Origin of the sequence: Gimesia benthica (assembly GCF_009720525.1) — a bacterium.
GTDB classification, from domain to species: Bacteria; Planctomycetota; Planctomycetia; order Planctomycetales; family Planctomycetaceae; genus Gimesia; species Gimesia benthica.
Genome location: NZ_CP043930.1, coordinates 2,341,654 through 2,362,542, shown reverse-complemented (window position 1 = coordinate 2,362,542; position 20,889 = coordinate 2,341,654). Strand labels below are relative to the sequence as shown.

Annotated in this window: 13 protein-coding genes; 8 read left to right on the top strand and 5 right to left on the bottom strand. The window is 51.7% G+C overall.

The window, feature by feature from the left end; translation table 11 throughout:
• Positions 1-49: 49 nt before the first annotated feature.
• From gatA to rpmB, 3 genes are all read right to left on the bottom strand, one after another.
• A complete protein-coding gene (gene gatA, locus F1728_RS08920; protein ID WP_155363811.1) occupies positions 50-1,507 on the bottom strand; it encodes an Asp-tRNA(Asn)/Glu-tRNA(Gln) amidotransferase subunit GatA in 1,458 nt (485 codons plus the stop codon).
• Between the two features lie 102 nt (positions 1,508-1,609).
• Entirely contained in the window at positions 1,610-1,900 is a 291-nt protein-coding gene (gene gatC / locus F1728_RS08915; RefSeq protein WP_145037373.1) for an Asp-tRNA(Asn)/Glu-tRNA(Gln) amidotransferase subunit GatC, read from the bottom strand.
• Positions 1,901-1,928: 28 nt separating this feature from the next.
• Positions 1,929-2,189 carry a 50S ribosomal protein L28 gene (gene rpmB, locus F1728_RS08910; protein ID WP_145037375.1) on the bottom strand — a complete coding sequence of 87 codons (261 nt, stop codon included), beginning with the start codon at positions 2,187-2,189 and terminating at the stop codon, positions 1,929-1,931.
• Between the two features lie 475 nt (positions 2,190-2,664).
• On the opposite strand from rpmB, the gene F1728_RS08905 reads away from it, so the two are divergent.
• Positions 2,665-2,940 (top strand): carbon storage regulator, encoded by a 276-nt coding sequence (locus tag F1728_RS08905; protein ID WP_155363810.1) that lies wholly within the window; start codon positions 2,665-2,667, stop codon positions 2,938-2,940.
• A 495-nt stretch (positions 2,941-3,435) separates the two neighbouring features.
• The gene (solA, locus tag F1728_RS08900; protein WP_155363809.1) at positions 3,436-4,578 is read left to right on the top strand and encodes an N-methyl-L-tryptophan oxidase; all 1,143 of its coding nucleotides are present in this window, start codon (positions 3,436-3,438) and stop codon (positions 4,576-4,578) included.
• On the opposite strand, the gene ribA is transcribed toward solA, so the two are convergent.
• Positions 4,575-5,825 (bottom strand): GTP cyclohydrolase II, encoded by a 1,251-nt coding sequence (ribA, locus tag F1728_RS08895; RefSeq protein ID WP_194242747.1) that lies wholly within the window; start codon positions 5,823-5,825, stop codon positions 4,575-4,577. The genes solA and ribA overlap by 4 nt on opposite strands.
• A gap of 605 nt (positions 5,826-6,430) precedes the next feature.
• On the opposite strand from ribA, the gene F1728_RS08890 reads away from it, so the two are divergent.
• From F1728_RS08890 to F1728_RS08865, 6 genes are all read left to right on the top strand, one after another.
• Positions 6,431-8,965 (top strand): DUF1549 domain-containing protein, encoded by a 2,535-nt coding sequence (locus F1728_RS08890; RefSeq protein WP_228030569.1) that lies wholly within the window; start codon positions 6,431-6,433, stop codon positions 8,963-8,965.
• Positions 8,966-9,148: 183 nt separating this feature from the next.
• Complete coding sequence (locus F1728_RS08885) at positions 9,149-11,950, top strand: hypothetical protein (RefSeq protein ID WP_155363808.1); 2,802 nt, start codon at positions 9,149-9,151, stop codon at positions 11,948-11,950.
• Between the two features lie 81 nt (positions 11,951-12,031).
• Positions 12,032-15,325, top strand: a complete 3,294-nt coding sequence (locus F1728_RS08880; protein ID WP_155363807.1) for a c-type cytochrome domain-containing protein — start codon at positions 12,032-12,034, stop codon at positions 15,323-15,325.
• Between the two features lie 190 nt (positions 15,326-15,515).
• On the top strand, positions 15,516-16,796 hold the full coding sequence (locus F1728_RS08875) for a glucuronate isomerase (RefSeq protein ID WP_155363806.1): 1,281 nt from the start codon (positions 15,516-15,518) through the stop codon (positions 16,794-16,796).
• A 113-nt stretch (positions 16,797-16,909) separates the two neighbouring features.
• Entirely contained in the window at positions 16,910-18,592 is a 1,683-nt protein-coding gene (locus tag F1728_RS08870) for a SpoIIE family protein phosphatase (RefSeq protein WP_155363805.1), read from the top strand.
• A gap of 37 nt (positions 18,593-18,629) precedes the next feature.
• Positions 18,630-20,327, top strand: a complete 1,698-nt coding sequence (locus F1728_RS08865; protein WP_155363804.1) for a SpoIIE family protein phosphatase — start codon at positions 18,630-18,632, stop codon at positions 20,325-20,327.
• A 61-nt stretch (positions 20,328-20,388) separates the two neighbouring features.
• Here F1728_RS08865 and F1728_RS08860 read toward each other — a convergent pair whose 3' ends face one another.
• Positions 20,389-20,703 (bottom strand): hypothetical protein, encoded by a 315-nt coding sequence (locus tag F1728_RS08860; protein WP_145037393.1) that lies wholly within the window; start codon positions 20,701-20,703, stop codon positions 20,389-20,391.
• Between the last annotated feature and the right edge of the window lie 186 nt (positions 20,704-20,889).

Here is a 20,889-nt window from a genome sequence, read left to right as displayed (position 1 = left end):
TGAGTAATTCAAGTTTCGTATTGTCTGGTTTGCCAGTATTCGTTGAGGATCAGGCTGGTCGTCGCTGGTGCCAGTCTGTTTCCCGTTCGAACATGCGGGCAGCTCGCAGGAGCCGTTCCTCTTCCAGCGGCGGTGCGAGCAGTTGCAGTCCAATTGGTAGCTGATCCTGGCTCATGCCTGCGGGAATAGAAATGCCGGGAACTCCTGACAGGTTGGCACTGGTGGTGAAAATGTCGGCCAGATACATCGCCAGCGGATCATCGATCAGTTCGCCAATTTTGAAGGCGGGAGTGGGAGTGACCGGCGTGGCAATAATGTCAACATTCTGGAATGCCTGTTCGAAGTCATTGCGGATCAGGCGTCTGACTTTGAGTGCCTTGAGGTAATAGGCATCGTAGTAGCCTGATGACAGGGCATAAGTCCCCAGCATGATCCGACGTTTCACTTCGTCACCAAATGCTTCACCCCGGCTGGCGGCATACATGTCGACCATATCTTCAAACTGGTCAGCGCGACGCCCGTAGTGTACCCCGTCATACCGGGCAAGGTTACTTGAGGCTTCTGAAGGGGCAATAATGTAATAGGTGGCAACGCAGTATTTCGCGTGTGGTAATTCAATCGGAATCAGTTCCGCGCCCAGAGATTTATAAACATCCAGGGCCGCCTGCGTGGCTGCTTTGACCTCTTCGTTCAGGCCCTCGACATGTTGATCTTCCAGATAGCCGACTTTGAGGTTTTCCAGTGGCAGTTCCAGGTTTGTCGTATACTCGGGGACGGGGGAGTCCAGGCTGGTAGTATCCCGCTGATCTTTTCCTGCAATCACTTCCAGCAGCAGGGCAGCGTCAGTGACGTCTCGTGAAAAGGGGCCGATCTGGTCGAGCGAGCTGGCGAATGCGACCAGGCCGTAACGGGAGACGCGGCCATATGTTGGCTTCAATCCCACAACACCACAAAAGCTGGCTGGCTGACGAATTGAACCACCGGTGTCGCTGCCCAGCGATAGAGGACTGAACCCGGCAGCAACCGCAGCAGCAGAACCACCGCTGGATCCCCCGGCGGCATGGGTCGTATTCCAGGGGTTAGCGGTCGTTTTGAAAGCGGAGTTTTCCGTCGAAGAACCCATGGCGAATTCATCGAGGTTAGTTTTGCCAATCAGAATGGCGTCAGCAGCTTTGAGTTGCTCGATGATGTGAGCATCATAGGGTGGCTGAAACTGTTCCAGCATCCGACTGGCACACGTTGTGGCACTCCCCTTTGAGCAGATGTTGTCTTTAACTGCGACCGGGATGCCCGCCAGCTTTCCCAGCGGTTCACCTGCCTGACGTTTGCGGTCCACTTCGCGAGCTGCATTCAAGGCGGCTTCCTGCTGGATCGAAAGGAAGGCATTGATGTCACCATCGCGCTGGGAAATCGCTTCCAGGCAGGCGGTGGTGATCGCTTCGCTCGTGAGTTCTCCCGCGTTCATTTTTGCCAGCAGATCGCTGGCAGTGGCTGACGTGATTGACATGGGATGTTCGGTCTCCCTGTAAGTTGGAAAGGCCCGACTTGTCAGCAAGTCGGGCCTGGAGATGATTGCTTTGATGTACTCAATGTTCAAGCCGCCGGCCGATTACAGGATCGCGGGTACGAGGAAATATTTTCCATCGGTCTGGGGAGCATTGGACAGCGCCTGTTCCCGGGGCAGGCTTTCGCGAAGCTCGTCTTCCCGAAAGACATTGGAGATCTCGATCGCATGCGCCATCGGCTCGACAGACGATGTATCCAGCTCATCCAGCATGGCGATGTATTTCAGGACGGACCCCATCTGTGTTCCCAAGGCCTCCAGCTCAGTTTCGGAGAGCTTCAGGCGGGAAAGGCTCGCCACTTTTTCAACTTCTTCACGGGTGAGTTGCGTGCTCATCGTGTGTGGCTTTCAGCAGAAGGGCCTGTTAGGTGGCAGGCAGGCTGAATGGCTTACGAGCGACGGCTTTGGTCACTTTGCCAGAGCGGATGCACTGAGTGCAGACCCGCTGCGTCTGTACGCTGCCACCAACCTGAACCCGGATTTTCTGCAGGTTCGGACGGAATACGCGCTTCGAGACACCGGTTGTCTGACGACCGTTACCACCCAGGTACTTGTATTTACCACGCTGGCGAACGCGATTACCGATTACGGGAGTTTTGCCACAGGCATCACACTTTTGACCCATTTGTACACTCTTTGTCTATCTAGTGGGTTCTGAAATTATTCAGCTCGAGCTGATTTCAATTGACGTAAAGCGACCGCAGACGAATAGATTCGGCCATTTGAAGAACCCAATAGTATATTTGCCCGGTCTGAGAATGCAACCGATGCTGCTGACTTATCGTTTACTGCACCGGGAAAAATTGAAAAATGTGTCCCCAAAATGATTCTGGAGAATTGAAAATTGTACTATTGGGGACAGTTTTTTTGAAATTCGCCCCCATCGCATTACTGGCCAGCAGGAATTGAAAAGGCGTTAAGTCTTAATACGAAAGTGTGTTACAGAAAATGTAAAAAAGAATCTCTGTGATTGGCACGCGAATCGCAATTGTCTTTATGGCATGAGACATGAGTCGCTTGTGGACAGGTCGACTTTGGCTCAGGTAAACCAAACTATGACAACCAGATTCAGTTTAAATAATAAGTAAGGAGTGATGATCATGCTGGTTTTGACACGGAAGTTGGCTGAAGGAATCCGAATTGGTGACGACATCCTGGTAAAAGTGATTCGGACGGGAAAAGGTTCCATCAAAATCGGCATCGATGCACCCGACGACATGCGTGTGGTTCGGGCAGAACTGTTTGACGAGGAAATGGGGATTGAGAGCAAGCCGGTCGTCAAAAGCCTGGGAAAGCATCAGGACAGCGACGGCCTGTCTGAGACCAATTCCCTGGGGACGCTGTCTGTCGTCGAGGCAGCCCGTCTGGTTTGTTAATCCATGAACAGATCGCTGCTGACATGGCGTCGCCCAGGGGGGGATTTTTACCAGGGTGGTCGTGTTCCGAGGAGTAAAGGCAGCTCTGACGAGGAGTAGCGATGCGGTGAGGAAGAGATGTACGACGAAGCAGGGGACTGTAGTAACAGGAGTGGCTTGGATGGGTTGTTAACGTGAAGTGACAAGTTACTCCGGTTGACTGCAGCTCTTTGCGGGCAGGAAATGATCGAATCCTGATGGTTTTCTGTGTTGTCATTAATTACCGGGTGTTCCAATCTGATGGTCAGTGTGTATGTGGGGTAGGTTGACTGTCATTTGAGGAACACCCGGTAATTTTTGCGCGCCTGGAAAAATAGAACAGCCGCCTGGTGGACGCTCCCAGTCAATCGCGATTGACGATTGGCATCTCGAGTGATCATAATCAAATGAAAGGGTTGTAATGCGCTGTAGAACTCATTCACCACAGAACTGACATTAGAAAAGGCGGATTCCGCGATGCCCGTTCACGTAGATTATCTGGTGCTGGGCTTAGGGGGCATGGGGAGCAGTGCCCTGTATCATTTAGCGCGTCGGGGCTTGAAGGTGCTCGGGGTCGAGCAGTTTGGCATCGCCCATGACCGGGGCAGCTCGCACGGTGAAACGCGTATCATTCGCAAAGCATATTTCGAGCATCCCGATTACATCCCCCTGCTGCAGCGGGCTTATACTCTGTGGGAAGATCTCGAGCAGGAATCCGGAAAGTCGCTGTTGAATCTCTGTGGGTTGATGGTCGCGGGGCCTCCTGAAGGCGATGTCATTAAGGGAGTGCATCTCGCGGAAGAGAGGCATGGCGTCCAGGTGGAAACACTGGAGACGGTCGAGGCACGGAGACGCTTCCCCGGCTTTCAGCTTCCAGAGGGATTTGAAGTTACCTTTGAACCCGAGGCGGGTTTCCTGCACGTGGAAGACTGTGTGCAGGCTCACATGGATTGTGCACTCAGCCATGGTGCGCAGATCGTATTGCACGAGCCAATTGAATCGTTACTTGTGACTGAAACAGAAATCGAGATTCAGACGGCAAATCAGCACTGGGTGGCTGAAGGTGTGATTGTCACTGCGGGTGCCTGGGCTGGTGAATGTCTCAAGGACCTGCAGCTTCCACTGGAAGTTGCCCGCAAGGTCCTGTTTTGGAATCCGGTTCAAAGCCCGGTTTACAATTTAGATCAGGGGGGATGCGGTTTCCTCTGCCAGATGCCTTTTGGCGAGTTTTATGGTTTCCCTTCGCTGGATGGGAAAACGGTTAAGCTGGCGGAGCATACCGGTGGTGACATGGTGACCGATCCGACCAACGTGAACCGGGAGCTTAAAGAGGCGGACTCCACGTCTGTCAGCCGTTTCGTGGGCGAAGTGATGTCAGGGCTGAGCCCTGAACCCGAGCGGCACGCCGTCTGTATGTATACACGTTCTGCCGACAGACACTTTATTATTGATCAGCATCCCCGGAACCAGCGGCTGGTATATGGAGCCGGTTTTTCAGGGCACGGATTTAAATTCGCCTCGGTGATGGGCGAAATCCTGGCCGATCTGGTGACCGAGGGAAAAACCAGTCACCCGATCGATTTTCTGAGAGCGGGGCGATTTCAGAAAGAAGACACCTAGTCAGCTGGACTGGCGGGGAGGATGTGTCCCATTTTATCCCGTTTGGTCTGCAGGTAGAATTCTCGATCTTTGTGTGGCGGTGCTACAATTGGCACCTGTTCTACCACTTCCAGATTGAATCCAGTGTAGACATCGGAATCGGTCTTCTTGGGATTGTTTGTCAGCAGCCGAACTCGAGTCAGTCCCAGATCTTTGAGGATCTGCACTCCCACGGTGAAGTCGCGGCTGTCCGCTTTAAAGCCGAGCTGGATATTGGCTTCAACAGTGTCATATCCTTCGTCCTGCAATACGTAGGCTTTCAGCTTGGGGATTAATCCAATGCCACGGCCCTCCTGCGGGAGATAAACCACAGCACCGGTTTTTTCGCGACAGATTGCGTCCATTGCCATGTGCAACTGGTCGCCACAGTCGCAGCGAAGCGAATCCAGCAGGTCCCCGGTAAAGCAGGATGAATGCATACGGATCAGGGGCGCTTCCACGGACGATAGATCTCCCCAGACCAGCGCCACAGGTTGCTGACCTTCGTGTTCGACCGAGTATCCAATAACCTGGACGGTGCCGTAATTCTTAGTGTTTATGGGGACTTCGACTTCGCGGTGGACCAGCTTTTCGCTGATGTAGCGATGTCGGATCACCTCGGCGGTGGAAATGATGGGGATATCAAACTCTTCAGAAATCTCTTTGAGTTCCTCGGCATCCGCCATGCCGAACCCCTTTTGGCTCAGGATTTCAATCAGCACACCAACCGGTTTCATGCCTGCCATCTGTAATAGATCACCTGTAGCTTCAGTGTGACCGGCTCGACGTAAAATTCCACCCTGTTTGGCAAGCAGGGGGTGAATGTGCCCCGGACGGACAAAGTCGCTGGCCTGGGCGTTCTCATCGCTGAGTGCCTTAATTGTAATGGCACGGCACTCAGCACTGACTCCGGTGCCACTGTCTTTGTGGTCGATGGGAATCAGAAACTGGGTCTGGTTGGGGGCAGTATTTTCTTCAGGGCCGACAATCGGGTTTAACTGTAGACGGTTTGCAACCTCTTCCGGCAGCGAAACGCAAAGCTCACCACTCCCATATCGCAGCAGGAACTGCACGATTTGAGGGGTAATTGCCTCAGCGGCGACTATGAAATCTCCTTCGTTTTCCCGCTCGCTGGAGTCCGTCACAATGACCGGTTTGCCTGCCTGCAACTGTTTGAAGACATGCTGGATTTTGGGAAGCGGGGAATCTTGTTTAGGAGAATCAGACATGGGAGTGCTTCAATGCCGCCGATAATTGAAAAAATGTGGAATCTTAAAAAATTCTCCTGCAGAAAGGTCTGACAGGAAAATCTATGCTAACTTTATTCTATAGAAGTGTGTTTGACTGGCAATCATAGAAATCCGCTTTTTGTCAGAACGCTTTGATTCAAACTGAAAACAGGAGTTTCGCCCCTGTTTTAAAGAGGGGAGACTTTGGTCTGGATCTGCCAACCGGGCGATTTCAACTGGTTATACCAGTCATGACGCTTCCATTTGTGTCACGGTTCAGTTTGGCTTGTTTCAGATTAGAGTGTGTTCATATGTTCGTAAATATATGAGAAGCGGTTTTAAAATGTTGACAATTCAATCAACTTTGATACATTGAAGTATTAGGAAAACTCTGTTAAGAAATTAGAGTGCTCCTGCCCGCAACAATTAGCCAGACGGTGAGGACTGTCTGGTGAACTTACCTAAAAAAGCTTACCTGACCAAAACCAACCAAAGCGTTTGCCATAATCAATCGTAATTGAGAGTAGCGTCTGCCTGAGATCTCGCAAACTGGATTGCCGACAGACCTCATCAAAGAACAACTCAGTCACACAGGAGTTTGACGTATGGACTTCCGAATTCAAGGCTCTCGGACCCCTCAGATCCTTATGCTCAGCGGCGTGCTGGCCCTGTTGCTTGCCAGTGGAGCAGGTATTACAGAAGTTCGCGCTGCCACCGCAGAAAAAGCAAAAGTGGATTTCAAGGAACTCCAGATCGGTCCACATGCAGGTGGTTTTGAAAAACTGCAACTGCGGGGGCCGGACTCACGCCAGCAGGTTATCGTGACCGGTGTACTGCCAACTGGCAAACTGCTGGATGTGACTCGTGACGTAACCTTCAAGGTTGCCAACCCGGAAATGGCAACGATTTCCACTGACGGCTATCTCACTCCACTGAAAGATGGCGAGACCAGCCTGGTCGCGACATCCAAAGATGGCAAGACTGCCTCGATTCCTGTCGCTATCAGCGGCATCGCGACTCCGGATGCCATCAACTTCAAAAACCAGGTTGTGCCCATCTTTACCAAATTGACCTGTAACAGTGGTGGCTGCCATGGTAAGGCCAGTGGTCAGAATGGATTCAAACTGTCATTGCTCGGTTTTTATCCTGAAGATGATTATGAGTTCCTCGTTAAAGAAGGCCGTGGCCGTCGTCTGTTTCCAACTTCACCAGCGGAAAGCCTGCTGTTGATGAAGGGGACTGGTGTGACTCCTCATGGTGGTGGAAAGCTGATCAAGCAGGATTCTTACGAATATCGACTGCTCTACCGTTGGATTGAGCAGGGAATGCCTTACGGGAATGAAAGTGACCGGAGCGTTGCTTCAATCAAATGCTATCCTCCTACCCGCACCATGGGGCAGGAGGAAGAACAGCAGATTTCCGTCATCGCGACTTACTCAGATGGTTCTACAGAAGACGTGACCCGGATGGCTCTGTTTGAAGCCAACGATACAGAAATGGCCGAAGTCAACAAAACCGGTCTGGTCAAAACATTGAAGCTCTCTGGTGAAGTTGCCATCATGGCACGGTATCAGGGGCAGGTCTCTACCTTCCGTGCTACGATTCCCCTGGGTATCGAAGTGGCAAATCTTCCAGAAAAGAAGAATCTGATCGACGAAGCCGTCTTTGGCAAACTGAAAGAACTGGGCATTCCACCTTCACCAGTTGCCGATGATGCGACCTTCATGCGTCGCGTGTATATCGATATTACAGGCGGCACTCCGAGCGAAGAAGAAGTCAAGAGCTTCCTGGCCGACAAGGATCCTGCCAAGCGGGATAAGCTGATTGATAAGTTGATCGACAGCCCTGCCTACGCGGATTACTTTGCCAACAAGTGGAATATGGTTCTGCGGAATAAAAAACTGCAGCCCGTTGATATTGCTGGTACGAACGCCTTCTATCAGTGGATCTGGGACAGCCTTTACGAAAATAAGCCTTACAATGAATTCGTCGGTGACATTCTCTCCGCTTCCGGTGAGTTCCGTCAGAATCCGGCTGTAGTCTGGTATCGTGAAGTAAACACAGTTGAAGAGCAGGTTGAAGACACCGCCCAGTTATTCCTGGGGCTGCGAATTCAATGTGCCCGTTGTCATCACCATCCCTTCGAAAAATGGAGCCAGGATGACTACTATGGTCTGGCTGCCTTCTTCAGTCGGGTGGGAAGCAAAGATCCGACCATCGGTTCAATCGGAACCCGTGGGTTCCGCGACAAACGCGTTTACCACAAAGAAGGGGTTGCGACCGCCAAGAATATCCGCTCCGGTGAAAATCTGAAGCCCACCGCGCTGGGAATGCAGCCCATGGAAATCAGTCCGGAACGTGATCCTCGTGTCGCTCTCGTGCAATGGCTTTCACGGACGGATAATCCGTTCTTCGCGAAAGCACTGGTTAACCGCTACTGGAAACATTTCTTCGGTCGCGGCATTGTTGAGCCTGAAGATGATATGCGGGCCACAAACCCACCTGCAAACCCCGAACTGCTGGATGGTCTGGCCAAACACTTCGTTGAGAGTGGTTTTGACCTGAAAGAACTGGTACGTCAGATTTGTCGTTCCAATGCTTACCAGCTCAGTTCTCTGCCCAACGAATATAACCTGAAAGACAAGCAGAACTTCTCCCGTTATTACCCCAAACGACTCACGGCAGAAGTACTGTATGACGTCTTCCATCAGGTAACGAACTCCTCGCAGCGATTCTCTGGTCTGCCCGCTGAAACAAAGGCAATCCAGATTACCGATGCAACATCTGCTCCTTACTTCCTCAAGGTATTTGGCCAGCCACAGGCAGATACTGCCTGCGAGTGCGAACGTTCTCAAAGTGCCAACCTGGCTCAGAGTCTGCACCTGCTGAACAGTAAGGAAGTCCAGGACAAAATCACCGGTGCTTCTGGTCGGGCTGCCATGCTCGCCAAGGATACGAAACGTACCGATGAAGAAAAGGTCAATGAACTGTATCGCTGGGTTTATGCCCGTGCTCCCAAGGATGAAGAAATGAAATTTGCTCTGTCCTATATCGCTCGGCATAAAGAGAAACCACAGATCGCCTACGAAGATATTATCTGGGCGCTGATCAACACTAAAGAATTCCTGTTTAACCACTAAATTGGAATTCTGATAAATCTCTCTGAAATTTAAGCTGGCAGCCATTTTAGGTTTAGACAGGGGCTGTCAGCTTTTTTAGAATAAACTTCAGTAATCCCAGACTAACGGAATCCACTCCCGCTGGTATGGGTACCCTCCTGATATCCTCCCGAAACTTCCATCCAGAAAATTGGTAGCAGTATTATGACGCATACGCGATTTTTTGACGGACGTCGTTTAGTTGCGAAGCTTGTTTGTTTTCTTGCTGCAGGGATTGGAACGTTTTCCTTAATCAATCCGCCCGCCGCAGAGGCACAGTTACCCCAGACAACTATCTATGCAATCTTCCCATCGGGAGGGCAGAAAGGCCAGACCGTTGAAGTACGGGTGACAGATGGTAAGGACCTGGACGAACTGGACGGTCTCTGGTTCAGTCATCCCGGTATCAAAGCCGTTGCTAAAACTCAGGACAGTAATGGGAAGAAGGTTCCCGTTGCTAATACCTTCCTGGTGTCGATTGGCAAAGATGTACCTGCGGGCGTCTATGATGTTCGGGCACATGGTCTGTTTGGTATCAGTAACCCACGGTCATTCGTCGTAGGGGACCTTCCGGAAAAAGCGGAAGCTGAACCCAATAATACACCGGCACAACCAACGGCGATGGCCATGGATTCGGTCATCAACGCGACTCTGCAAAGTGCAACCGATGTCGATTACTTCTCTTTTCCTGGTAAAAAGGGAGAGAAGGTTTCCGTCAACTGTCGCGCAGCACGCATTGATTCTCCAATGGTGGCGCTTGTGGAAGTCTATGGGCCCGATCAGCGGCGTCTGGTCAGCGAACGTGATACGTTCCGTCACGACCCCTATATCAACCTGACTCTGCCTCAGGATGGAACTTATCTGGTGAAAGTGCATGACCTGACTTACTCAGGTGGAGCCCAGTATATTTATCGTCTGGGAGTTCATAAAAAACCGCACATCGAATTCATTATGCCTCCTTCAGGTACGCCGGGAGCCACGGAGCAGTTCACTCTATATGGTTATAACCTGCCAGGCGGAAAACTCTCAGACTGGAGTATTGATGATAAACCACTCCAGGAAGTGCAGGTATCCGTCGCGCTGCCGGCGAAAGCCACTACTCTCGAAATGGGCGAACAGGGCTTTCCACACGAGGTCAGTGCCGATGGTTTCTCGTATGTCTGGAATTCACCTGCCGGAAGCTCCAACCCCGTGACAATCTATTTTGCTGATGGCAAAATTATTCGGGATGAACAGACCAAAGAGGAAACTCTGACTCTGCCAGGTGAATTTGTGGGGCAGTTCGAAGCTAAGAATGACACAGACGCCTTCCGATTTCAGGGAAAAGCAAAGCAGAAATATTCGATTGAAGTCTTCGGTCAGCGAAACGGAATTGTCATGGATCCGGTGATTGTCGTTGACCAGGTAATCAAAGATAAAGAGGGCAAAGAGACATTCAAGCGGATTGCGAACGTCGGAGCCACCAGCGTCTTTCCTGACCTGGGAGACAAACTGTTCGACACACGCACAGACGATCCTTATTACCTGTTTACTGCACCTGCAGACGGGGAGTACCGCGTCACTCTGCGGGACCTGCAGTTCGAGACCCGCGGCCATCCCCGGATGGTGTATCGGGCAGTCATTCGCGAACCCAAGCCGGACTTCCGTCTGGCGGCGTTGCCCCTGTATCCCCAGGCAGTCAATACAGGTGGTTCTCCTGCCGGGATCACCTTACGCAAAGGGGATTCATTCAAGATCGACATCATGGCGCTCAAGCAGGATGGGTTCAACGAGACGATTGAACTTTCTGTGAAGGGACTGCCTGCCGGAGTCTCCTGCAAGGCTGCTACGATTGGTCCTGGAGATAACACTGCGGAAATGATTCTTACCGCAGAGGAATCTGCCAAGCCTTGGTCTGGACCGATTGAAATCGTGGGGACTGCAACTGGCGCTGATTCCAAAAAGCTGGAACGTGTTGCTCGAGCTGCTACAGTTCTGCGTCCCGTTGCTAATAATATTCGTGCGGAAGCCCGCATTGCCCGCTCACTGGTGCTGTCAGTAATTGATGAAGTCGCCCCCTATCAGGTGGTCGCCGATGTTGCTGAAGTCAAAGCAAATCAGGGACGTCAGATCCTGGTACCCGTCAAAGTTCTGAAGCGGACCGGTTTTGATGAAGCTGTCGCCCTGGCATGGAATGGGGTTCCTAAGAACAGCAACATCACAACGCAAAACAAAACGATCGCCAAAGGCAAGCAGGACGAACTCTTCCAGGTATTTGTCAAAGAAAATGCGAAACCCGGGGTTTATACCACCTACCTGCAATCGACAGTTGACGTTTCTTATCGGCGGAATCCCGCTCAGGTTGATGAAGCCAAAAAAGAGCAGGCCGAAGCAGACAAAAAACTGAAAGATGCGCAAGCTGCTCTGGCTGCTGCGAAGAAAAAACGCGAAGAAATCGCCAAGGCCTCTGACAAAACAGCAGAACAGAAAAAGACAGAGCAGGCCAAGGCTGATGAAGAAATCAAAACCGCGGATGCACAGGTGAAAGCCGCTGATGCTGCGAAGAAAGCTGCTGATAAGAAGGTGGCCGATGCCGAAAAGGCTGCCGCACCTAAGAAAATTAAAGTCTACGCACCTTCGACACCGCTTGTGATTCGAGTACAGCCTGCACCAGTGACACTGAGCCTGAATGTGCCGGGTGGGGGAGCTCTTAAGAAAGGAGCTTCCATCGATGTCAAAGCAACGATCAAGCGTATCAACGATTTTAAAGGACCGGTCGAACTGACCCTGCCTCTTCCACCGGGAGTAGCCGGGGTCACCGCAGAGACTGTGCAGATACCAGCCGATAAAACGGAAGTCACCATTCCAATTAAGGCTGCTGCGGATGCCACTGAAGGCGATCTGGCGAATATGGTTGTGCGTGCTAAAGCTGACTTCTCAGGAGAAGCACTGGTTGACGCGCCCATTAAGCTGAAAGTGACCAAGTAAGAAATCCAGACTTATAGAGATTCCAATACAGACAGTTGTTTGTTTACAGCTGTTGAAACAGTGATATCAGAGGGGCATGTTATGCGGAACCGGTTTGCCAGTTTAGGTATGATGTTGGCTGCAGTCTTTGTTGCCACCAGTGTGGCAGTGGCGGAAGAAAAGCCGATCAAACCAGAAAAAGTCGATTTAGGCCGTCCTGTCAGCTTTGAAAAGGATGTCTTTCCCATTCTGGATGCAAACTGCATCGCCTGTCATAACGTTGCCAAAAAAGAGGGCTCGCTCGTTCTGGAGAACGTTGAAGACCTGATCAAAGGGGGCGACAGTGGTGCTTCCGTCGTTCCCGGCAAGCCGGACGACAGCTACCTCTATCAGGTTGCTTCCCGCACCGAAGAGAGCTTCATGCCGCCACTGCCGAACAAGGTTGGCGCCAAGGCACTGACTCCAAAAGAAGTCTGGATTCTGCGCCAGTGGATTCTGGAAGGAGCAAAGTCCAGCGGCAAGTCGGCTGATGCCGGAGTTGCCTGGCAGTCACTGCCTCCGGGATTGAACTCGATTTACAGTACCGCACTCTCACCCTGGGCCCGTTATGCAGCCGTAGGTCGGGCAAACCGAATTGCCGTTTACGATCTGGCTGCTGGCAGTGAGGTCGCCGTACTGAATGATCCGGCACTGTTGAAACTGCAGAAAGACGGTAAACCCTTCTATCCGCAGGGAGCCGCTCATCGTGACTTTGTTCATTCACTGGCATTTAACAACGATGGCAGCCTGCTCGCCTCAGGTGGGTATCGCGTTGTTAAGCTCTGGAAAAAATCACTGGGGAATGTGGTCAAAAAAGTAGATCTGCCTGCTGCTGTGACCGGGATTGCTCTCAATGCGGACCGAAGCGTTCTGGCGGTTGCAACCGCTGACAATACAGTTTCACTCTGGAAGCTGCCTGAAGGAACGAAGCTGGTCGATCTCAAAGGGCACACAGGAGCCGTTCAGGGACTGGCTTTCACTCCCGATCGTTCTAAAGTTGTGACCTCTTCGGCTGATCAGAGCCTGCGGGTCTGGAATGCGGCCGATGGAAAACAGATTTCAACCATGAAAACTCCTGCGGTAATCAGCGCCCTGACCGTCAGTAAAGACGGTTCACAGGTGATTGCCGGTAGTGCCAATAACAGCATTTACGTCTGGCCTATGACGATTCCTGCTCCCAAAGAAGGGGAGAAGGCTCCGGAAACACCCGCTCCCCTGTTTGAACTAAAAGGACATGCAAAACCAGTCTCGTCTTTGAAACTGGTCCTGCCCGCCGGTACACAACTTGTCTCTGGTAGTGAAGACGGTACGGTGCGTGTCTGGGATCTGGCTGGTAAGAAGCAGATTCGTTCAATCAGCCATGGTGCTCCTGTGACTGATGTTGATGTCAGTCCAGATGGGAAAAACCTTGTTTCTGTCTCAGTCAACGGTACCGGTAAAATCTGGCAGTTGAGTGATGGCAAAATGCTGAAAGAGTTCCGTGGAGACTTGAGTAAGGAACGTCAGCTGGTACTGGCAACCGAAACACAGACCGTTACCAAACAGCAAGTGGCCCTGGCAGATGCCGCCGTCAAGGCAGCAGACAAGAACGTTAAGGACCGTGAAGCGGAGTTGAAAAAACGGAATGAAGAACTGGATGCTGCGAAAAAAGCACTTCCGGAAGCCAAGAAGAAATCCGATGAAGCTGCCCAGAAATTGAAAGCGGCTCAGGATGAACTTGCCAAGCTGATTGCTGATCATAAGAAGAAAGGTGAAGACGCTGTGAAAGCTGCGGCTGCACAGAAGGCAGCTGCGGATAAAGCAGTTGCTGATGCAGAAGCCAAGCTGAAAACGACCAATGAGCAGAATCAGCAGGCGATTGCCGCTGTTCAGAAAGAAGTCGATGCTGCGAAGAAAGCCCTGGATGCCGCTAATGCGATTAAACCCGATCCAGCGGATAAAGAAGGCGAGCAGAAAAAGAAGGACGCCGTCGCAAAAGCTCAGGCAGACTTCGATGCGGTTCAGAAAAAGCTGACAGCTGCTCAGCAGAAAAAGACCAACGATGAAAAGACCGTGACTCAGGCAATCCAGACAGCCAAACAGGCTGTGCCAAAAGCAGATGCCGCGGTTGCTGCTGCGAAGAAACTGGCTGAGTCTAAACCGGATACCAAAGCTGCCGATAAAAAAGTTGCTGATGCAGATGCTGCAGCCAAGAAAGAGGCTGAAGCGGTTACTGCAGCAGAAAAGAAGATTACCTCTGCAGAACGCTCGGTCAAAGTGGCTGAAAGTACTCTGACCAAAATTAAAGGTCAGCTGACAGAACGGACTAATGAAAAGACCGCTCTGGATGAAACAGCCAAGAAAGTCGACGCTGCCCTCGAAGAAGCGAAAAAACAGGCTGCTGTGCTGACGCCGATCAAGTCTGTTGCATTCTCTGAAGATGGGAAGCAGGTCGTCACTGGCGATGACAGCCAGCAGGTTAGACTGTGGAGTGTCGAGTCGGGTAAAGAGCTGGATACTCTCGCTGGTCACACGGGAGCGATTTCTGCTGTTGCTTACACAACACGGACCACTGTCGCTTCCGGGAGTGCCGATAAGAGCATTTTGATCCAGAGCATTCAACCTGTCTGGTCTCTGATTGCTCAACTGGGAGCCGATCCCAAAGATCCCAGTAAAGTGGGCGCTTCCCCCATTTCGAATCGGGCACTCTGTCTGGATTTCAGCCCGGATGGCAAACTGCTGGCCGTCGGTGGGGGAGATCCATCACGAAGTGGTGAGGTCATCCTGTTTGATGTCGCCTCCGGCAACGTGGTGAAAAAACTGGGAGATGCCCACAGTGATACCGTTCTGGGAATTCGTTTTTCCCGTTCTGGAAAACAATTACTCACCGGTGCAGCTGATAAGTTTGTCAAAATCTTTGATGTCGCATCCGGGAAATTCGTGAAATCATTCGAAGGTCATACCCACCATGTGCTGGACGTGGCCTGGAAAGCGGATGAATCCACAATCGTGAGTGCGGGTGCAGATAACGTGATCAAAGTCTGGAATATCGAGACCGGCGAACAGAAGCGTACGATTTCAGGTTATTCCAAGCAGGTCACCTCAATCGCATTTATGGGACTGGGTGACAACATCATCAGCGGTGGCGGAGACAAGACCGTGCGGATGCACCTGACGACTAACGGCTCTAATTTCCGCAACCTGAGCGGATCTACTGATTACGTTTACAGCGTCGCATCCAGCCGGGATGAAACGGTTGCGATTGCCGGTGGTGAAGATGGCGTCCTGCGGGTCTGGGATGCCAAAACGGGCAAACTGCTCCACAGCTTTAATCCGCCCCCTGTTCCACAGGAACAGCAGGCCAGTGCCGGTAAATAGCACTCAGCCTGACTGATTTCGCTGCTTTTTCCAGGCGGTTCCGCGATACTAATCGTGGGACCGCCTTTTTTATGCAATTTGGTTGATAGATCGGGGCGGAAATCACCGCCTGATTGCACTGTCTCAGCGGACTGAGTATATTCGCAAGCTGGTTAGAATTATCTTTAGAAACAGCAGGAACTATTACATCATGCCTGATCAACTGAGCAAGCGTATTTTCGCCGAATTAGAGAGTCTCGTTCTGATCGACCCTCATACCCATATCAATCCCCATGCTGCTGCCTCAACTACGCTGGCCGATATCATGGGATATCATTATTACACCGAACTGGCCCATTCTGCCGGACTTCCCAAGGAGCAGATTGAAGAGCCGGGACTGGATCCGAAAGAAAAAGTCGGTCGGTTGGTCAAGCAACTGGGGGATCTGGACAATACCATTCAGCTCAGCTGGTTAATGGACATCTGCAGTGAATTCTTTGGTTTTGAGGAAGAAGCGATCACTGAAGCCAACTGGGAAAAACTATACGACACTGCTGCTGAGAAGATGGCACAGCCGGACTGGGAACAGCAGGTTCTCAAGCAAAGTGGTCTTGAGCAGGTCTTCCTGACGAACGATTTCGACGATCCGTTAGAGGGCTTCGACACGAATCTGTATATCCCCTGTCTGCGGACAGATGATCTGGTGTTCCACTTAGGCAAAAGCGAAACACGCGATCGCCTGGCAAAAGCCACAAATCTGGATATCGGTTGCGCCCACACACTCCGCGATGCAATCGCCAAACTGTTTGAACATTTCACATCCCGGGGCGCCCGTGCCTGTGCGATCTCACTGCCTCCCGATTTCTCTCCGACAGCAGTCATGCCCGAAGAAGCAGATGCCGTCGTTCGCTCGCTGTATGCAGGTAATGAACTGAGCCGTGATGAATCGAAGCTGGTCAGCCAGTATGTGTTCTGGACCCTTGCTGAATATTGTGCCGTCCACAGCCTGCCTTTCGATCTGATGATCGGCGTCAATCGCCGGGTTTATGAAGCCGGCGTTTACCAGGGACAGGATCTGTACGACAAACGGACTTCACTGATTCAGTACAAAGAACTGTTCAATGCCTTTCCCAATGTGACGTTCCCGGTATCGGTACTGACCAGTACCAGCAACCAGGAACTGGTCAGTTACAGCTGGATTTTCCCGAACGTAGTCATCAACGGACACTGGTGGTATTCAAACACACCGGCGTTCATTACGTTTGACTGTAAGAGCCGACTGGAAGCCGTTCCCAAAACCAAGCAGATTGGCTATTACAGCGATATGTACAAGCTGGAATTTGCACTTCCCAAATTCCGCATGTATCGCCGCGTTCTTGCGAATGTACTGGCCAGTGATTTTGTGATCGGCCGCGGCTGGTCAGAAGAGCGGGCCATCGAACTCGGCAAGCTGGTTTTGAGAGGGAACGTCGAGACCATTTTTGGTCGTTAATCGGCCAGTAGGGAATCAGACGGTGATTGCATCGAGGGCTGGATCATTTTAAAATAAGGATCATATCCCTTTTTTATCATATCATTTATCGTGTCATCACAAGGGCTTCATTTATGGCGACTCTAGTCATGCTACAGGCGGGCCAGGCGGTCTCTTATTCCCTTTCGGGTGATGAGATGGTGATTGGCAGGCACCCTGACTGCCAGATCCAGCTTGATTCCAATATGGTTTCCCGTCGACATGCTCAGGTTGTCGGTGATGGTGATCAGTTTTTCGTTGAAGACCTGGGCAGTGGAAATGGGACTTTCGTTAACGGTAAGAAGATTGACGGAAGGACCCTACTGGCACACGAAGATCGTCTGAAAGTCGGTCCCATTCTGTTCCGCTTCGAATCAGATAACAAAGCGGGCGCGAAAAAGTCCTCGGCCATGATGCAGGTCGACAGCGGCTTTGATATCGGTTTTGCTACTGATGAAGATGGTGGCGCCGGTGCCACTATTATGGGGGCGGTATCCGGAGTCGGCGGATTCGGGGGGCTCGATGTGCGTCCCGAGGCCAAGCTGAAGGCGGTCATTGAGATCAGTCGCAGTCTGGCAGGAACCGTCGATCTGGAAAAACTGCTGCCGCAAATCCTGACTACTCTGTTTCATATATTCCCCGCTGCCGACCGCGGCTGTATCCTGCTCAAGGATGAAGAGTCAGGAGAGATGGTTCCCCGTGCGTTCAAGCATCGCCGCGAGGGCGAAGATGCAACTGTCAAGCTGAGTCGGACGATTGTCAATAAAGTGCTCAAGGAAAAAACAGGTATTCTGTCGGCCGATGCAGCCAGTGATTCCCAGTTTGACGCCAGTGAGTCTATTTCGAATCTGTCGATCCGCTCCATGATGTGTGTACCGATGCTGGGACTGTCGGAAGAGCCAATCGGGATTATCAACATTGATACACAGAACCCGCTGCAACAGTTTCAGGAAGAAGATCTGGACCTGCTGATGTCCGTTGCAGGCCAGGCGGCTCTTTCCTACGAAGGAGCCCGGCTGATGAACTCCTATCTGGAGAAACAGAAGCAGGACAACGAGATGAACATCGCTCGCGGGGTACAGCAGGGGTTATTGCCCAGTTCGGTGCCGGAAGTGGACGGGTATGAGTTCTTCGCGTCCTATCATTCCGCACAGGCCGTAGGTGGTGACTATTATGACATCTTCGAGCTTCCGGATGGGAAGATCGGGCTCTCCTTCGGTGATGTCGCTGGTAAAGGGGTCCCCGGGGCAATGATCATGGCTCGTATGTCGAGCTGTGTGCAGCACACAATGCGCTTTCTGCATGAAGTCGGACCTGCGGTGGAAGCAATTAACGACCACATGTGCGACAGTGCTGTTGAGGGACGTTTTGTGACCTACGTACTGGCAATTCTGGATCCCCAGACGCATCACATTTCGCTGGTCAACGCAGGGCACATGTCACCCATGATTCTGAAGCCGGATGGTTCGATTGATGAGTTTCCGGAAGACAGTATCGGCGTCCCGATTGGTGTGATGGAAGGCTTTCCGTTTGAAGTGGTCGAACGGGATCTGGCACCAGGCGAGATTGTAGTCCTGTTTACTGACGGCGTAGATGAAGCGATGAATCCGGAAGGGGAGTTATACACCCTCGACCGGATGCGGGAGTTCATTAAGGCCAACCGTGAAAAGAATGCTGCTGAACTGGGGCAGGCACTGCTGGCTGATGTCCGCCGGCATGCGAATGGTCGCCCCCAGAATGACGATATTACTATCATGACTTTTGGGCGTGTTTCCTGAAAGTGAAATTTCCAGTCACCCAGTCTATGGCCTCACCATGTCCGCCAGTCTGTTTTTGCAAAATAACGGCAGTTCGTCCAGGCTGGAGATAACGGGCGAGCAGATGACACTCGGTCGTCATCCGGACTGTGATATCTGTCTCAAGTCAAATACGGTTTCGCGGTATCACGCGAGAATCTCCGTGCTTGATGAGGAACGATTCGAACTGGAAGATCTGGGGAGTGGTAACGGCACATTTGTGAACAATCAGCCGGTCAATGATCCGGTGCTGCTACATTCCGGAGATCAGATCTCGATAGGTCCTTTTCTGCTGGAATTCTCCAGTGATGCCGAGTATGAAGCCGAGCAGCATGAGGGGCTCTTGACTGCATACGGTTTGATTCCTTCATTGAAAAATGTCTCCGTGAAGCCCCCGGCAGTCGATAAGAGCACGATCCTGCGGTCCAGCGGTTCGAATGATGATTTTGATCAATACCAGGTCAAACCAGAAATCAAGCTGAAGGCGATCCTGGAAATCAGCCGTACGATTGCGACGGCTTCTGACCTGGATATGATGGCCGAACGGGTTCTTGAGGGGTTGTTTCATATTTTTCCGGCAGCGGATCGGGGCTGTATTCTACTGCATGACAGAAACAATCAACGGTTTCTGCCAAAAGCAGTTCGCCATCGCAGAGATGATGATCAGGAAGCGCTGCAGCTCAGCCGCACAGTGCTCAAAACGGTCATCGATAATAAAACCGGAGTGCTTTCTGCCGATGCGGCGAATGATGAACGCTTTGAAAAGAGCGAATCCGTTTCGACACTCACGATTCGCTCGATTCTGTGTGCCCCGATGCTGGGATTAGACGGGAGTGTGATTGGAATCATCAACCTCGATACTCAGCTGGCAGGTCAGATGTTTTCCAATGATGACTTGGAGCTCCTGATGGTTATAGCCAGCCAGACGGCTCTCTCTTATGAGAGTGCCCGGTTGATGATCTCGCATGTAGAAAAGCAGCGTTACGATAACGAAATGGAAATTGCGGCCCGTGTCCAGAAAGGACTGCTGCCAGCCAAGATTCCCGAAGTTCCCGGCTATGAATTCTTCGTGTCATACGAAGCGGCACGGGCTGTCGGCGGTGACTACTACGACCTGATCCAGACCGAGGATGATCTCGTCTGGTTTGCATTGGGGGATGTGGCCGGTAAGGGTGTCCCGGCTTCGCTGGTGATGTCCCGCGTTTGTAGTGCGGTGCGCAGCACTGTGGAGTTTGTGCCAGATGTTGCCGATGCGGTACACCGCGTAAATCATCATATTGATGAGGCAGCCCACGATGGTCGCTTTATCACGTTTATTCTGGGGCAAATCAGGCTCAGCCGGGATCTGGTGACCTTCGTCAACGCAGGACATTTGGAGCCACTGTTGCTGCAGGCTGATGGGACTCTTCGCGAATTATCAGCCGATCAGCCAAGTATTCCACTGGGTGTGATGGATGACTACGAATACGAGGCTTTGACCCATGTGCTGCAACCGGGAGAACAATTGATTCTGTATACCGACGGTGTCACAGAAGCGATGAATGAGGATCGAGAGCTCTTCGGAATCGAACGTCTCAAGTCTGCGATACTGGAGCCGGCAGCGGGTCCCGCTGAGCGAGGCCCCCAGATTCTACAGGCCGTGAAACAGTTTGTCGGTCAACACGAACAGTATGACGATCTCACGCTGGTAATCATCGGTAAGTCTGCCGCGCAATAAAAAAGGTGGGAAGCGAATAAATCGCATCCCACCTGCAGGTTTGACCTTATATGATTTGTGATCAGAGCGAAATATCTGTTGGCTCGGCAACCTTGCGATAGCCCATGCTGTGGAGGACTTCCAGTACTTCACTCCAGGTGGGGAACTGCCGACCACTGCGTCGTTTGTAATCATCCATGGCTTTCATGAAATCGATTTCCTGTTCGCTGTAATCGCGTTCGCAGGTGGTTGGGTCGATCTGGCGGCGACGCTCGATTTTCCGCTGATCCACAACGCCATGCTTCTCATGAATGGTACCTTTGCTGCCGGAAGCTCTACGATTAACACGACGACGGTCAACAACCAGTTCAGAGGGGGGATCAAGTTGATTTACCATATTCAATTTCAGCTTTCTTTGAGGGAGTTTAATTACCTGAGGCTTTCACATATACACCAGTGTTGAGAACCAAGTCCGATACAAAAGGACTCCCAGTCATTCTCACACAATCCGTTCATATGCTTTGGGGAAGAATTTCTCCACGATTCCGAAATAGTTCTGGCCCGAGTCGGAAAGTGGAGCTAA

Excerpts from the sequence above, each read along its gene's own strand:
- gatA (WP_155363811.1), bottom strand. The coding sequence starts at position 1,507 with ATGTCAATCACGTCAGCCACTGCCAGCGATCTGCTGGCAAAAATGAAC.
- gatC (WP_145037373.1), bottom strand. The coding sequence starts at position 1,900 with ATGAGCACGCAACTCACCCGTGAAGAAGTTGAAAAAGTGGCGAGCCTT.
- rpmB (WP_145037375.1), bottom strand. The coding sequence starts at position 2,189 with ATGGGTCAAAAGTGTGATGCCTGTGGCAAAACTCCCGTAATCGGTAAT.
- F1728_RS08905 (WP_155363810.1), top strand. The coding sequence starts at position 2,665 with ATGCTGGTTTTGACACGGAAGTTGGCTGAAGGAATCCGAATTGGTGAC.
- solA (WP_155363809.1), top strand. The coding sequence starts at position 3,436 with ATGCCCGTTCACGTAGATTATCTGGTGCTGGGCTTAGGGGGCATGGGG.
- ribA (WP_194242747.1), bottom strand. The coding sequence starts at position 5,825 with ATGTCTGATTCTCCTAAACAAGATTCCCCGCTTCCCAAAATCCAGCAT.
- F1728_RS08890 (WP_228030569.1), top strand. The coding sequence starts at position 6,431 with ATGGACTTCCGAATTCAAGGCTCTCGGACCCCTCAGATCCTTATGCTC.
- F1728_RS08885 (WP_155363808.1), top strand. The coding sequence starts at position 9,149 with ATGACGCATACGCGATTTTTTGACGGACGTCGTTTAGTTGCGAAGCTT.
- F1728_RS08880 (WP_155363807.1), top strand. The coding sequence starts at position 12,032 with ATGCGGAACCGGTTTGCCAGTTTAGGTATGATGTTGGCTGCAGTCTTT.
- F1728_RS08875 (WP_155363806.1), top strand. The coding sequence starts at position 15,516 with ATGCCTGATCAACTGAGCAAGCGTATTTTCGCCGAATTAGAGAGTCTC.
- F1728_RS08870 (WP_155363805.1), top strand. The coding sequence starts at position 16,910 with ATGGCGACTCTAGTCATGCTACAGGCGGGCCAGGCGGTCTCTTATTCC.
- F1728_RS08865 (WP_155363804.1), top strand. The coding sequence starts at position 18,630 with ATGTCCGCCAGTCTGTTTTTGCAAAATAACGGCAGTTCGTCCAGGCTG.
- F1728_RS08860 (WP_145037393.1), bottom strand. The coding sequence starts at position 20,703 with ATGGTAAATCAACTTGATCCCCCCTCTGAACTGGTTGTTGACCGTCGT.